This window comes from Pseudonocardia zijingensis (assembly GCF_042657305.1).
GTDB lineage: Bacteria > Actinomycetota > Actinomycetes > Mycobacteriales > Pseudonocardiaceae > Pseudonocardia > Pseudonocardia zijingensis.
This window is the reverse complement of record NZ_JBHSKO010000032.1, coordinates 61,800-75,314: the sequence shown is the minus strand read 5'-3', so window position 1 is coordinate 75,314 and position 13,515 is coordinate 61,800. Positions and strand designations below refer to the sequence as shown.

Annotated in this window: 14 protein-coding genes; 10 read left to right on the top strand and 4 right to left on the bottom strand. The window is 69.7% G+C overall.

Features of this window, described 5'->3' with window-relative positions; translation table 11 throughout:
• Nucleotides 1–121 precede the first annotated feature (121 nt).
• The 3 genes from ACFPL3_RS37560 to ACFPL3_RS37550 all read right to left on the bottom strand — a co-directional run bounded on the left by ACFPL3_RS37560 (nucleotide 122) and on the right by ACFPL3_RS37550 (nucleotide 2,550).
• Complete coding sequence (locus tag ACFPL3_RS37560) at nucleotides 122–505, bottom strand: STAS domain-containing protein (protein ID WP_343939020.1); 384 nt, start codon at nucleotides 503–505, stop codon at nucleotides 122–124.
• 172 nt (nucleotides 506–677) lie between these two features.
• The gene (locus tag ACFPL3_RS37555) at nucleotides 678–1,364 is read right to left on the bottom strand and encodes a FadR/GntR family transcriptional regulator (RefSeq protein WP_343939018.1); all 687 of its coding nucleotides are present in this window, start codon (nucleotides 1,362–1,364) and stop codon (nucleotides 678–680) included.
• A 16-nt stretch (nucleotides 1,365–1,380) separates the two neighbouring features.
• Nucleotides 1,381–2,550 carry a mandelate racemase/muconate lactonizing enzyme family protein gene (locus tag ACFPL3_RS37550; RefSeq protein ID WP_343939016.1) on the bottom strand — a complete coding sequence of 390 codons (1,170 nt, stop codon included), beginning with the start codon at nucleotides 2,548–2,550 and terminating at the stop codon, nucleotides 1,381–1,383.
• A 148-nt stretch (nucleotides 2,551–2,698) separates the two neighbouring features.
• Here ACFPL3_RS37550 and ACFPL3_RS37545 point away from each other — a divergent pair, with 148 nt between their 5' ends.
• The 9 genes from ACFPL3_RS37545 to ACFPL3_RS37505 all read left to right on the top strand — a co-directional run bounded on the left by ACFPL3_RS37545 (nucleotide 2,699) and on the right by ACFPL3_RS37505 (nucleotide 11,226).
• A complete protein-coding gene (locus ACFPL3_RS37545; RefSeq protein WP_343939014.1) occupies nucleotides 2,699–4,093 on the top strand; it encodes a GntP family permease in 1,395 nt (464 codons plus the stop codon).
• 309 nt (nucleotides 4,094–4,402) lie between these two features.
• The gene (locus ACFPL3_RS37540; RefSeq protein WP_343939012.1) at nucleotides 4,403–5,311 is read left to right on the top strand and encodes an RNA polymerase sigma-70 factor; all 909 of its coding nucleotides are present in this window, start codon (nucleotides 4,403–4,405) and stop codon (nucleotides 5,309–5,311) included.
• Nucleotides 5,312–5,485: 174 nt separating this feature from the next.
• Complete coding sequence (locus ACFPL3_RS37535) at nucleotides 5,486–6,229, top strand: SDR family oxidoreductase (protein WP_343939010.1); 744 nt, start codon at nucleotides 5,486–5,488, stop codon at nucleotides 6,227–6,229.
• Nucleotides 6,230–6,814: 585 nt separating this feature from the next.
• Nucleotides 6,815–8,140 (top strand): NAD(P)/FAD-dependent oxidoreductase, encoded by a 1,326-nt coding sequence (locus ACFPL3_RS37530; protein WP_379590573.1) that lies wholly within the window; start codon nucleotides 6,815–6,817, stop codon nucleotides 8,138–8,140.
• A gap of 124 nt (nucleotides 8,141–8,264) precedes the next feature.
• On the top strand, nucleotides 8,265–8,693 hold the full coding sequence (locus tag ACFPL3_RS37525) for a phosphate-starvation-inducible PsiE family protein (RefSeq protein WP_343939026.1): 429 nt from the start codon (nucleotides 8,265–8,267) through the stop codon (nucleotides 8,691–8,693).
• 105 nt (nucleotides 8,694–8,798) lie between these two features.
• Nucleotides 8,799–9,194 (top strand): STAS domain-containing protein, encoded by a 396-nt coding sequence (locus ACFPL3_RS37520; RefSeq protein WP_343939006.1) that lies wholly within the window; start codon nucleotides 8,799–8,801, stop codon nucleotides 9,192–9,194.
• Nucleotides 9,195–9,420: 226 nt separating this feature from the next.
• Nucleotides 9,421–9,888, top strand: a complete 468-nt coding sequence (locus tag ACFPL3_RS37515) for a hypothetical protein (RefSeq protein ID WP_343939004.1) — start codon at nucleotides 9,421–9,423, stop codon at nucleotides 9,886–9,888.
• Between the two features lie 248 nt (nucleotides 9,889–10,136).
• A complete protein-coding gene (locus ACFPL3_RS37510; protein ID WP_343939002.1) occupies nucleotides 10,137–10,595 on the top strand; it encodes an STAS domain-containing protein in 459 nt (152 codons plus the stop codon).
• A 304-nt stretch (nucleotides 10,596–10,899) separates the two neighbouring features.
• Nucleotides 10,900–11,226, top strand: a complete 327-nt coding sequence (locus ACFPL3_RS37505) for a helix-turn-helix domain-containing protein (RefSeq protein ID WP_343939000.1) — start codon at nucleotides 10,900–10,902, stop codon at nucleotides 11,224–11,226.
• A gap of 85 nt (nucleotides 11,227–11,311) precedes the next feature.
• Here the strand turns inward: ACFPL3_RS37505 and ACFPL3_RS37500 are convergent, their stop codons facing one another.
• Nucleotides 11,312–12,355, bottom strand: coding sequence for a glycosyltransferase (locus tag ACFPL3_RS37500; RefSeq protein WP_343938998.1), 1,044 nt, complete (start codon nucleotides 12,353–12,355; stop codon nucleotides 11,312–11,314).
• A 151-nt stretch (nucleotides 12,356–12,506) separates the two neighbouring features.
• Between ACFPL3_RS37500 and ACFPL3_RS37495 the strand changes: the two genes are divergently transcribed.
• Complete coding sequence (locus tag ACFPL3_RS37495) at nucleotides 12,507–13,472, top strand: AraC family transcriptional regulator (RefSeq protein WP_343938996.1); 966 nt, start codon at nucleotides 12,507–12,509, stop codon at nucleotides 13,470–13,472.
• Nucleotides 13,473–13,515: the final 43 nt, after the last annotated feature.

Genomic DNA, 13,515 nt, shown 5'->3' with positions numbered 1-13,515 from the left:
CCATCCGAGACCCACTCCCGCCACTGACCCGCTGTCGACACCGACAGTGAAGCCCTCGCCCCGCCAGTCAGGGACGTTGCCCGGCGTGTCGCCAACCCGGTGAACGTTCATGGTCAACGCACTAGCGGCCCAGCGCCAGCTGGGCCGCGGCGACGCTGCGGTGGATGGCGGGGAGAACCCCGGACGGCGGTCTGTCGAGCAGGCCGTCCAGCGCGCCGCCGTTCGTCACGAAGTGCAGGCCGACGTGGTCGGCGCGGGCGCGCTCGGCCATCTCCCCGAGCTTCGGAATGGCACCGGCCCGCAGCTCGGTGACGCGTGTGAAGTCGACGACCACGGCCCAGGGACCGGTTTCCAGGCAGCGGTCCACGGCGCGGCGCAGATCGTCGACGGTGGCGCGGTTCAGCCGCCCTCGCCCCCACACGATGGGCACGCCGGGCCGCAGGCGCGCCCACTCGACGGTGAACTCCGGTTCGTCCGCCGCCCGAGGGTTCGCGTCCCAGAACACTTGATGCACCTCGCGCCGCTCTGTGGTTCCCCGTGTGGTTCCCCGTCGACAGTCGAGCAGTGATCGGGCAGCGGTGACAGCACGAACCACGCGGCGTCCTGGCCGATTCGCGCAACGGGGCCGGCCCGGCCCGCCCAGTCCTGTGCGGGCGCTCGGAGGTTCCGCCCCCGGTTCACCCTCCCAGCCGGCGCAGCTCGCGCTGGACGGTCACCACGTGTGCGCGCGCGAGATCCCCGGCCTGCGTGGGGTCGTGGTCGAAGATGGCCTCCGCGATACCGCGGTGGTCGCTGTGAGCGCGCTCCCGGCGGAACGGCATGCCCACCACCCGGAGCGAGTACTCGCGGAATTGTGGCTGGATCGAGTCCCACAGGCGCAGCAGCAGCGGATTGTCGGCGGCCACGGCGACCTGGCGGTGGAAGCGGGCGTCGAGAGAGACGAACCCGGCGTGGTCGAGATCGGGCTGTTCGGCAGCCTCGAGCACGGCCAGCAGCGCCGACCGGTCGGCGTCGGAGTACCGCTGTGCGGCCAGCTCGGCTGTCTTGCCCTCGACCGCGATCCGGGTCTCGAACAGGTCGCGCATCGTGTACCCGTCGCGCAGCGCCTGGTCGACGGGGTCGGCCGTCGGACGATCGTTGATGACGAAGGTGCCGACGCCCTGGGTGCTGCGCAGGTATCCCGCTGCCTCCAGGGTGCGGACGGCCTCCCGCATCGAGCTGCGCCCCACTCCGAACTCGCTCGCCAGCAGGTCACCGGGAGGAAGCTTCGAGCCGACCGGGTAGTTGCCGGAGAGGATCAGCGTGGTCAGCTGCTCCGCGACCGTGTCGGCGAGCTTGCTGCGCGCGCCCCTCTGGTCCTTCATCGCGAACTCCCTGGACTCAGGCCGTACGGTATCGCTCCAGTCGCTCGAGATCGATCTCGATCCCCAGCCCCGGTCCCGGGGGGACGTCCAGGTGGCCCTCCCGGAGCCGGAAGGGTTCGGCCAGCAGTTCGTCGCGCAGCGGGTTGGGCGTGCGGTCGAACTCGATGACCGGCTCGTTCTGCAACGGGACCGGGCGCAGGGTGTAGGGGGAGAGCGGGAGAACGCTGCACATGTGCAGGGCGGCCGCGAGCGCGACCGCCGAGCCCCACACGTGCGGCACGGTGCGCACGCCGTGGGTCGAGGCGAGTGTGGCGATGCGCTGGGTCTCGGTGAACCCGCCGCACACGCACAGGTCGGGCTGGACGATGTCCACGCGCGCCTGCTCGATGAAGTCCCGGAAGCCGTACCGCGTGAACTCGGCCTCGCCGCCGGAGATCGGGACGTCCACGGCGGAGCGCACGCGTGAGTACCCGGTGCGGTCCTCCGGGACCACGGGCTCCTCGAAGCAGGCGAACCCGTGTTCGTCGAGGACCCGGCCCATCCGGATCGCGGTGGCGGCGTTGTAGGCGTGGTTGGCGTCAGCGAGCAGGACGACCTCGTCGCCCACCGTCTCGCGGACCGTGCGGATGCGCGCGGCGTCCTGCGCGATCGGCAACAGCCCGATCTTCATCTTCAGCATGTCGAACCCGTCCGCGAGGTGGCCGGCGACGGCGGCGGCGAGGCTCGGGAGGTCCCGATCGGCGCGGAACTCGGGGTCGGCGTAGTACCCGCTCGTGCCGTAGGCCTTGACGCGCTCGCGGAACCGGCCGCCGAGGAGGGTCGAGACCGGGGCACCGAGGGTCCGGCCCAGGAGGTCCCACAGGGCGACGTCGATCGCGCTGATCGCCTCGACGTACGTGCCCTTCTGGCCGAAGTCGCGGGTGCGGGCGTAGAGGGTCTCGGCGACGACGGCCGGCATGGCCTCGGGCATCGCGAGGACCTGCGGGGCGAGGACCTCGTCGATGCACGCCTTCACCGGCTCGGCCGGGCCGTACTGGCCACCCTCACCCCAGCCGACGGCCCCGTCGGTGGAGGTGACCCGCACCAGCATGCTGGTGCGTTCCGGGAACGCGGACTGCGACGAGTAGAACCGCTGCGCTCCCAGCGGCACCCGCAGCACGAACGTGTCGATTCTCTCGATCTTCATCGCGGCCTCCTAGTCTTCAGAAGACTGTAGCAGCAGGTTGCTGCGTTGAACTCTGCAACGGCAGCGTCTAGTGTCCAGTCATCTGAAGAGTGCGATGTGCCCTCAGCTGTCCGGGCACATCCGTCGAGATCGAGAGGACGGGGGGTCGATGACGACCTGGTTGATCGGCGTGTACCTCGTGGTGTTCGTGGGGATCGCGCTGCTGATCGTGCGGTGCAGGATCAACCCGTTGATCGCCCTGCTGCTGGGGGCCATCGTGCTCGGGCTCGCGACCGGGGTGTCACCGGCGGACGTGGTCGATGGTCTCAACGAGGGCTTCGGCGCGCTGATGGCCGAGGTCGGCCTGCTGATCACGCTCGGGGTGATCATGGGGATGCTCATGGCGAGCTACGGAGCCGTCGAACGGATCGTCGAGTCGATCCTGTCCCTGTTCGGCCGACGCGGGTCGCCGTACGCCTTCGGCGTCACGCTCTCGTCCGTCACCCCGTCGATCTACTACGACGTGCTGCTGGTCGTCGTCGCGCCGATCGCCCGGCGCGTCGCCCTGCTGGCCGGCCGTCCCGTCGCGTCGCTGGCGGGTCCGGTCGCACTCGGGCTCGCCGCGGGGAACGCGCTCGTCATCCCGGGCTCGGCGATGCTGGCCTACCTCGGGCAGCTGTCGCTGGACCCCGGCGCCCTCCTCCTGCCGGGTTTCGCCCTGGCCATCCCCTCCGCGGTGCTCACCGTCTGGCTGTACGTCCTGGTCGTCGAACGGTTCGGCTGGTGGGTGCCGGAGCGTGACGAGGAGCCGGCTGCAGCTGCCGGCGACACCGCATCCGCGGTCACCGCGGCCCCTGCCCGAGCGGTTCGCGCGGAAGGGGCGACCGCCGCGACGACCACGGAGGTCCGCCGGCGCGAGCAGCTCTCCTTGTTCACCGCGATCGCCCCGCTGCTGGTGGTGCTGGTCCTCGTCGTCGCCGGGATCGTCCTGCCGAACCTGGGCGTGACCTCGCCCGTCCTCGGCATGCTCGGCGCACCGGTGATCGCGCTGCTCGCGGGCGTGCTCGCCGCTCTGGGCATCGCGGTGCGGCGCACGGGTCTCGACGGGCAGGCCAGGATCGTCGAGGAAGCCCTGGAGACCGTCGGCACGATCCTGGCGGTCACCGCGGTCGCCGGATCGCTCGGCGTCGTGATCGCCGCCACCGGCATCGAGGACGTGCTGTCGGGCCTGTTCGACGCGAACCGGGCGATCCCGCTGCTCGTGATCTGGCTGGTGGCTGCGATCATGCGGGCCGCGATCGGCGGTCAGACCGTGGCCGGTCTGACCGCGATCGGCATCATCGGACCCGTCGTCACCGATCTGGGCCTCAGCCCTGCGCTCGTCATCCTCGCGGCCGGTGCGGGCGGCTGCTTCGGCGGACAGTTCAGCGACAACGCGTTCTGGATGTTCCGCAGCCTGTTCGGGCTCTCCACCCGCGGCACGCTCAAGACCTACACCCTCGCGCAGTCGATGCTGTCCGTGGTCGTGCTCCTGCTGGTCGTCGCCGCGGACGTGGTGGTGTGACCACCGGAACGCAGCCGGCCTGAGCAACAGTCCCGACCGGGTCAGAGGTCGAGCACCAGACGAGGAGACTCCGAACGCCCTCCTCATGCACGCGTCCCTTCCCACCGATCTCTCGCCCAGGCCAGGAAGGCCGGCAGCGCTCACCTATGGCTCTCGGGCCAGGGCCGTCGGCGATCGGTTGGCACATCGGCCAACGTCTCGCCACGGTCGTGCCGATCGTGCGGACGGTGCGGGCTCCCGCAAGGCGGTGATGCCGCGGGCGCTGTCCGGGGTAGCGTGCCTTCGCGATCGCACGATCTGAGGAGGGCCATGCCGCCGGACGCGATCGGCGAGCAGCACGGGTCGGTGCAGGAGTTCCACGGGCTTCGGCCGCGGCTGTTCGGGATCGCGTACCGGATGCTCGGCACCGTCGCCGACGCCGAGGACATCGTGCAGGACGTCTGGGTGAAGTGGCAGGCGTACGACCGCGCGTCCGTCAGGGATGCCACCGGCTTCCTCGTCACGATGACCACCCGGCTGGCGATCAACGCGACCCAAACCGCGCGTGCCCGGCGGGAGACCTACGTGGGGCCGTGGCTCCCGGAACCCGTCGACACCACCTCCGATCCCGCGCTCGGCGCCGAACAGGGCGAGGCCCTGCACACCGCGGTGCTCGTGCTGCTCGAGAAGCTCACGCCGACCGAGCGGGCGGCCTTCGTGCTACGCGAGGCCTTCGACTACACCTACGACCGCATCGCAGAGGTGCTGGAGACCACGGAAGGCAACGCGCGCAAACTGCTGAGTCGCGCGAGGCAGGCCGTGGTGGCGGAGCGGCGCAAACCCGTCGACACGGCCCACCAGCGAAGACTGCTGTCCGCGTTCCTCTCCGCCGCGCGGGCGGGCGACTTCGACGAGTTGGAGTCGCTGTTCGCCGCGGACGTCGCGAGCTACTCCGACGGTGGCGGCGCCGTCCGTGACGCCTCGCGCATCCCGGTGTTCGGACGCACGCGCGTCGCGAAGTACGTCGCGGCGTTCGCCACGCGATTCTGGTCGGGCGTCCGGGTGGACTGGGTGGACGCCAACGGTGGCCCGTCCGTTCTGATCAGCCGGAACGGGTCGGTGGTGGCGTGGCTCACCGTGAGCGGAACGGCTGACGGCATCGAGCGCATCTACTGGGTGCTGAACCCCGAGAAGCTCCAGCGCATCGCAGCCGCGGGGCGGACGAAGACCGACGACTGACACCGGAGTCCTGGGCGAGAAGGACAGCGCAGAGCGCCGATCCGTGACATGGCTGTCATCACAGCGGTGCTCGCGGATCTCCTGTCACAGATCGACGGGCCGTCCTGTCCTCGCTTCCGACGCTGCTCGCTGCCGTGAGCAGCGGATCGCGTTCATCGGACGAAGGGATGTGCCGTGAAGGTTGTCGTGATCGGTGGAACGGGATTGATCGGGTCCAAGCTCGTGGCCCGGCTGGGCGAGCACGGCCACGAGGCCGTGGCGGCCGCCCCGAACACCGGGGTGAACACCCTCACCGGGCAAGGGTTGGCCGAGGTGCTCGAGGGCGCGGCGGTCGTGGTGGACGTCTCGAACTCGCCGTCGTTCGCCGACGAGGCGGTGATGGAGTTCTTCCGGACCTCCACCACCAACCTGCTCGACTACTCGGAGAAGGCGGGGGTCGACCACTACGTCGCGCTGTCGGTGGTCGGCACGGATCGGTTGTCGGAATCGGGCTACTTCCGCGCGAAGATCGCACAGGAAGAGTTGATCCGCGGGGCGGGCCGGCCGTATTCGATCGTGCACGCGACGCAGTTCTTCGAGTTCGTCAGGGGCATCGCGGATCTGAGCACGGTCGATGGCAAGGTCCTCCTTCCGCCCGTTCTCTTCCAGCCGATCGCGTCCGACGACGTCGCCGCCGGGGTCGGCCGTGTCGCGGTGGGGCAACCGTTGAACGGCATCCGTGAGATCGGCGGGCCGCAGCAGTTCCGGCTCGACGAGCTCGTGCGCAAGGCCCTCGCCGCCAAGGACGACCCGCGTGAGGTCGTGACCGACGAGCGCGCCCGCTATTCCGGTGCGCGGATCGGCGAACGGACGCTGCTGCCCGGCCCGGACGCCGAGCTCGGGGAAACCACCCTCGGTGAGTGGCTCGCCCGGCAGTAGCCCACGACCCGGGGGTCGCCGGCGGACCCGGGGCGCTCACACACCAGCTCGGGTGGCGGCACACCGACTGCAACCGATGTGTCGGCACCACAACCGGTGTGTGAGCGCTGGGTTCCGCGGCGGCGGGATGGAATACGCGCTGCAGGTGCTGGCGATGCTTGTCGTTGCTCTGGTCGCCATTCCATGCTTTGCCGGGGTCGACCGGTGCTGGTGATCCGTATGTCCGGACCGTGGCTCCTGTTCGCATCGTGCCACCTCGGCGGAGGCGAAGCCGGAGGAACGCCGCCTCGGCGCCGCTGAATTTCGAGGTCTGGGCGTCCGAGTCCGTCCGACAGCGCAGGGGGCTCGGACATGGCTGAGCCTGCTGGGCTGACGACTCGACGGTGGCACATCGCCACGCTGGCGAAGCGAGGGAGCGCCGAGCTGGGAGGGACGGATGTGGGTCACGATCTGTGTGCCGCTGGTGATCGGAGCGATCGCCCACGTCCCGCAGCGGATGCCCGTCGACTTCGACGCGGCGCGGGTCCTCGGTCTCGCTTGCGGCTCGTTGTGGAGGAGCCTGTCCCTTCGTCGGAGGATCAGCCGGTGATCGTCGGCCGTGGTGCGTCCGACCCGGTGGGGCGCCGGCCACGGATCGTGGTGCTCGGTGCGGGCTTCGCAGGCTATTCCTGCCTGCGGACGTTGGAGAGCCGTCTGCCTCCGAACGCGGCTGAGCTCATCGTGGTGAATCCTGCGGACCACATGCTCTACGTGCCGCTGCTCCCCGAGGTGGCGGCTGGGATCCTCGAGCCGCGTCATGTCGCCGTACCACTGCGAGCCCGGCTCCCGCGAACGGGCGTCGTGCTGGGCAATGTCGCCGGGGTCGATCTCCAGGCGCAGACGTGCACGGTGATGGACATCGAGGGACGGCCGCGGACGCTGTCATGGGACCGGCTGGTGGTGGCGTGCGGCTCGGTCACCCGGCTCCTGTCCGTCCCCGGTGTGGGCGAGCACGCCCTGGGCTTCAAGTCGATTGCGGAGGCGGTCTACCTGCGCGACCACGTGCTGCGACAGCTGGAGCTGGCGGAGCAGGCCGACGACCCGGTCGAGAGGGCGGCGCGTACCACGTTCGTCGTCGTGGGCGCCGGCTACACCGGAACCGAGGTGGTCGGGCAGGGACACCTGCTCACCCGGAAGGGGCTGCGCCAGTTCCCCGGGCTGCGGCCCGAGGAGGTGACGTGGATACTGCTCGATCTCGCCCCGAAGGTGCTTCCTGGCCTCAACCCGTCCCTGTCCGGGCCGGCCCTGCGCGTCCTGCGCCACCGGGGGGTGGACGTGCGGCTGCGGACGACGGTCAGCGAGGTCTCATCCACCTGCGCCCGGCTCAGCGACGGTACGCAGATCCCGACCAGAACCGTCGTCTGGTGCGTGGGTGTGCGTCCCGACCCACTCGTGCAGGCTGTCGGCCTCCCGACCCGGGAGGGACGCCTCGTCGTCAACGACCGACTCGCGGTGCCCGGCCATCCTGACGTCTACGCCGCGGGCGACGTGGCAGCTGTACCGGATCCGGCCCGCCCCGGCGAGATCACCGCCATGACCGCTCAGCACGCCCAGCGCCAGGGCACGTTGGCCGGGAGCAATATCGCGGCTTCCCTGGGCCATGGTCACAATCAGCCGTACCGGTACCGGGAGCGCGGCTTCGTCGTCGACCTCGGGGGCCTCCAGGCTGTTGCCGATCCGTTCCACATCCCCGTCACCGGCGTGGTGGCCAAGGCCATCACACGCGGCTACCACCTGGCGGCGCTGCCGGCTGGGCGGGTCCGGGTCGCGCTGGACTGGGTGGCGGACACCTGTGCGGAACGTCCGCTCGTCCAGTTCGGGCTGGTATCCGAAACAGCTGTCCGGCTCGCCGATGCGGATCGGATGCCCTGAAGGCCGGAGGCGACACATGTCTGAGCATCGGCCCACCCCGCCGGGAGGGGGCACACCGATCCGACCAGGTCTGCTGGCGCGCGCGGTCCGCGCGATCGAGTTCTCGGAGGACGTCGTCCACGTGATGGTGTGGGCCCTGCTCGTGGTGATCGGGCTACTCCTCGTCGTCGACACCGGACGTCACGTCACCGCCGTGCTGACCGACGGGCATGACCTGCAGGCGACCGTCATCGCGATACTCGAGGAAACCCTCCTGCTGTTCATCGTCGCCGAGCTGCTGCACACCGTGGCGATCGCGGTCGAACACCGGGGCGCTCTGGACCCCCTGCCGTTCCTGGTGGTCGCGATGGTCGCCGCCATTCGTAGCGTTCTCATCCTGACGGCGGAAGCCGAGACGGCGTTCTACTGGAATCCGCAGGGGATCGAGCTGCTCATCCTGATCGTGCTCATCCTCGCACTGGCGCTCACCGCCGTGGTCTGGCGGTATGCGACGCGGCTCGAAGCCGGGCAACCTGCGACAGCGCTGACCCCGCCCGCACAAGATTCCGCATGACCGTCGGCGTGCCGGAGTAACGGGGACGTCGACCCTCGCTCGTTCATGATGCAGACCACATCCGCGTTCTGAGAACCAACGCAGATTCATTTGTCGGGAGACGCGGTGACCGAGCCCTTCGTCCGTGATGGAGCGGTGCAGCTCTCCTTGGAGACGAGTCAACTCGGTGGAGCGGCCATCTTGCGCGTAGCAGGCGAACTGGGTGCGACGAGCGTCGAATCGCTCATCGCCGCAGCCGAGGATCTGCTCGACGGATCCCTGGTGGTCCTCGTGTTCGACCTGCACGATCTCACCGGCCTGGAGGAGGCGGGAGTTGCCGCCTTCGACCTGCTCGACGACCGAGCTCGTGGCTGCGGCACAGCCCTGCGGATCATTGCGAACCGTCCTGACGTGCTGATCCCTCTTCTGCATGGGCAGGCACGTCTCGATGTCCGGGACACGAGTGGGCGGCTCTGCGCGGCACGTCCCCAGGAGTGCAGGGAAGTGGCAGGCCTTGAGTGACCGCCGACTGCATCGCATCGGGACTGCGGGCGACGCCGGGCTGCGCTTCTTGATCGTTGTTGTGGTCGCGGCGCTGGTGGCAGGGTGTGGAACGCAGTCCGCTCCGCGACCGATTCCACTTCCTCACTTCGAATCAACCTCGCGCGCGTCGACCTCGCCGGCGAGGACAAGCGGCTCAGACGGTCTCGCTACCACGTGTGAATACGTACTCCCCACGTCGACCGTCGTGGCGGTATTCGCCCGACCGCTGGATTCCGTCCGCGAGCGCAGCATCGTCGGGGTCGGCGAGCCGTCGGTCGGCCGTCTCGAAGGCCTCGGTTGCCGCTTCACCCCCGTCGATCCGCTCGATCCGGTCGATCCGGCGGCTGCGCTGCTCGCCGTCTCGAACCCCGCGATTCCGGTGATGCTCGAACTCAAAATCGCGCGCTACGTCGACAAGAAGGCGGCCACTGCCCAGTGGAAGCGCAACAGCGACGCCGAGCGCGTCGGGGCGGCCAGTCACGACCTTCCCGTCGGGGCCGCTCCTGCCGTGCTGGTCGAACGGGCCGCGGAGAGCCTGCTGATCGCCTCCTACCGTGCATACACCGTCACCGTCGTACTGCCCGCCACCACTCCGCTGCCCCAGGGCCGGTCGGCGCCCGATGTGCTCGTGGATCTCGTCCAGCGCGTCGTACCACGGGTCGTGCCCACGTAGGCCGAGCGTTGTCCGACGGCCACCTCGACGCCTATCGTCTCCGCCACATCTCGGTATCATCTGCATTGCATCCCTACCGGACGTATTATCCCTCCGGGATAGTTCCGTTCGCAGCTTCGCTGCGATGATCCGGAGGTAGCAGGCTGTGTCGTCGTGCCGCTGAGGAGGTACGCTCGACGCCCGGCGCTCGTCGCATACGGGGCCGCGCATGGAGTGCGGTGGGGCGGAAGCGACGCGACATATTTCCGATGGGACTGGTGCACATCTCTCCTCTCGACGGCAACGATGGGTGTGAAGGGCCTCGAAGCTCGGAGACCGACGATGATCGGCTCGACCAGCGTGAGTTCCGCGCTTCTCAGGTGGTCGCCGGAGTGGTCTCCGTGACGGTGCCCGGTGTGTTGTCTGCTCGGCAGGCGGGCCTGCTGCGCGATGCCCTCCTCGAGCGGCTCGCTCGAGGCCCTCGGATGGTGATCGTCGAGTTCGTTCCGGTCGTCTCTCGAGCTCGCGGTGGCATCGTGCTGGCCTCCGTCTCGATCTCCGCGCTCGTGTCGGGCGCTCGCGAGGCCGGCGAGGCAGACATCGGTCTCTGCCTCGTCGTCCCACCGGACCACATGTCTGCGGTCGAGAACGCGCTCGGTGCGGCCGACGTGGCTGATCTGTTCGAGATTCATCCGACGGTCGCATCGGCCCTGCGCACACTGCCGTGATCGGAGCCGGGGGCGCCGGCCGTGGTTCGGTCGCCATCCCGCACGCGAAAAGACGATGCCTTGGCGACCGACGGTCAGCGTGTGAATACCTTCCGTGTGGTTCGTGCCCCCGGTGGATTCGAATGTCGGTCCTGGTGTGACACCACAGGGGGAAATGCATTGACGGCGAGATGGAGACCGTATGAAATGGTTGGTGCGTCTGGCGGTCACCGGGCGTAGGCGGAGGCGAGGAGGCCTAGATGACGGGCAGCGCGCAATCGCCACGTGACCGCCTTCCGGGCGAGCCGGCCTCGGCGAAGCGCTGATGGTGTCGCGGCCCCACGGCGGCGCCGATGCAGATCTTGTTGCGGTCCTCGTGCGCACCTTGGAGGCGCATCTGGCGCACGGATGCGTGATCAGCCGGACATCCGGGGTGCTGGGTGTTCACCGCAGTACCGTCAGGTACAGACTGCACCGGATTCGCGAGCTCACCGGCCTTGACCCCGAGAGTCCCGCCGCCCTTTCGTCGCTGCGGCGGCTCGGCAACGGGGTCGGACCCAGGTCCGAGGAGCGCCGCGGGGGCCACCACCTTCCCGATCCGGACGGCCGAGACGTTGGCTGTGGGGACGAAAGTTCCTGCTCCTCGTCCTGAGGGTCGCTGGAGCCTCGTCAGCTCGCCGTTGCTCGACGAGCCCTGGCTCAGGGGCAGGTGCCCAGTGCGGTCGGGTGCCGGCCTGTCACCGCTCGCTGACGCGGTTCACCATCTGTTCGTAGAGCGAGAGGTACGCAGCAACCGTGCAGTCCGCCGAGAACCGCTCCGCCACCGCTGCTCGGCATGCGGACCTGTCCAGGTCGCCGACCTGCGCGAGGGCGTCGAGCAGCCTCCTCCGGTCGGCGCAGATGAACCCCGTCACCCCGTGCTCGACGATCTCGGATGCGGCGCTGGTCGGGCACGTCACCACGGGTGTACCGCAGGCCAGCGCCTCGGTCATGACCAGGCCGAACGATTCTGGCCTGTGGATCGGGTTCAGAAGCGCGGTCGCACCCGCCAGCAGGTCGAGCCTGGCTCCGTCGACCGCTTCCCCGACGAACATGACGTCGTCGCCGAGCAGCGGCCGTACCTCCTCGTCGAAGTAGGCGTATTCGGCGGGCTCGCGCATCTTCGCGGCGATCACCAGCGGCCGCCCGACGGCTCTGGACAGGAACACCGCCTCACGCACCCCGTTCGCGGGCGCCAAACGGCCGAGGAACAGCAGGTACCCGCCCGCACCGCCGCCCATGGGAAACCGGTCGAGGTCGACGCCGTCGTGGATCACCCGGGAGATCGCGATCTCCGGCGCCCGTGCGATCTGGTCGTGTGAGGTCGCCACGACAGGCATGTGCGCGGCGTAGCGACGGTAGACCGAACGTAGTTCGTCGGTGAGCGGGCGGCGACAGGTCGTGAGGACCTCCCCGCGACCGGCGGCGAGCGCCCATGCCGGCCCGAGGAGCGTGTGGTCGTGGACGACGTCGCAGCCGGCCAATGCTTCGTATCCGGCCATCACGTGCTGTAGTTCCACGGCGCTCTCGCCGATCAGACCGTCGGTGGCCGAGGACGCGCCGTGGGCAGTGGAGTCCGGCACCGTGTTCTCACCCGTCGCGAAGACGGTGATGCTCTGCCCTGCGGCAGCCAACCCGCGGGCGAGCTGGTCGACGATCATCTGGGTGCCGCCGAACGCCTGCGGAGGGACCGCGACCCACGGCGACGACAGCAGCCCGATCTTCAGCGATGGTCGTGCCATCGCCTCATCGTGGGGGTATCGCCCGCCGGCGTGAACCGGCCTACCGGAGCGAGATCGGCGGGGTAGGCGGACCTGGCAATCGGATGACGGAGTCTGTGATCGGTGCAGCCGGGCCCCTGCCCCCGCGGAACAAGTCGAACCTCGACAACTGGTGCGCTCGGGTTCATCCGGCGCCGGCGCCGCCCGAGGAAGATCGGTTGTGTTCGCCGTGGGATCGACGCGGCTGGCGGTAGTCGACGGAACGAGCGCGCAGGAGATCGTCGTGGATGGACAGCCCGTGCCGAGGCGGGTGCACCGCGAAGTGGCGGTCGACGAGACCCGGTTCCCGCACGCGCGGCGTGTCCGGACTCCGGACGGGGCGAGCAGCGGTTACACGGTGGCAGTGCCGAATGCCGGAGCATCGGAGATCACGCATCGCGGACGGACCGTCGACCTCGACACCTCCAGAGCCGCGGTCGCACAGCCCGAGGGTGAGATCGACATGCGGTGCGGGGACGGCTTCGCCTACTACTCGGTGAGGATCAGACCAGAGGTGGTGGTGGACGCGCTGGAGCATCGGCTGGGGCACCCGGTGGGCCGGCCGCTCGAGCTCGGCGCGTGGTTCGACCTGCGCACGCCCGCTGGGCGCGCGTGGAACGGCATGGTGCGGCGGCTGGCGTCGTCGTCCCTGCTCGACGATCCGGTGCTCGCCGCGCCGCTGGAGGAAACGCTGGCCGTCCGGCTGCTCTTCGCCGTCGACCACCGCTACCGGGAGGAGCTCGACGGCTCGATCCGTTCCTGGGCTCCCGGCCCGGTGCGCCGCATGGTGGACGCGATCGAGGAGAGCCCGCGTCACCCGTTCACCCTGGGGGAGCTCTCCGACATCGCAGGCGTCGGAGTGCGGTCGCTCTGTCTCGGCTGCCGTCGCCACCTCGACACCTCGCCGGCTGGGCGCCTGAACGCCACCCGGCTGGCCGCTGCCCACCGGGAGCTCGCGGCGGCCGACGCCGGGTGGACCACAGCGACCGCGGTGGCCTCCGGTTGGGGGTTCGCCGACCCGGCACGGTTCGCCGCCGAGTACGCGGACCGGTACCGGGAGCCGCCGTGGCTCACCCTGCGCGGACCGGCGTACGCCTGAGCGACCTCGGTCGTCTCGGCAGAGGCGTTCTTCCACGTCCACC

Excerpts from the sequence above, each read along its gene's own strand:
- ACFPL3_RS37525 (WP_343939026.1), top strand. The coding sequence starts at position 8,265 with ATGGTGTGGGCCCTGCTCGTGGTGATCGGGCTACTCCTCGTCGTCGAC.
- ACFPL3_RS37545 (WP_343939014.1), top strand. The coding sequence starts at position 2,699 with ATGACGACCTGGTTGATCGGCGTGTACCTCGTGGTGTTCGTGGGGATC.
- ACFPL3_RS37505 (WP_343939000.1), top strand. The coding sequence starts at position 10,900 with ATGGTGTCGCGGCCCCACGGCGGCGCCGATGCAGATCTTGTTGCGGTC.
- ACFPL3_RS37540 (WP_343939012.1), top strand. The coding sequence starts at position 4,403 with ATGCCGCCGGACGCGATCGGCGAGCAGCACGGGTCGGTGCAGGAGTTC.
- ACFPL3_RS37500 (WP_343938998.1), bottom strand. The coding sequence starts at position 12,355 with ATGGCACGACCATCGCTGAAGATCGGGCTGCTGTCGTCGCCGTGGGTC.
- ACFPL3_RS37510 (WP_343939002.1), top strand. The coding sequence starts at position 10,137 with ATGGGACTGGTGCACATCTCTCCTCTCGACGGCAACGATGGGTGTGAA.
- ACFPL3_RS37555 (WP_343939018.1), bottom strand. The coding sequence starts at position 1,364 with ATGAAGGACCAGAGGGGCGCGCGCAGCAAGCTCGCCGACACGGTCGCG.
- ACFPL3_RS37550 (WP_343939016.1), bottom strand. The coding sequence starts at position 2,550 with ATGAAGATCGAGAGAATCGACACGTTCGTGCTGCGGGTGCCGCTGGGA.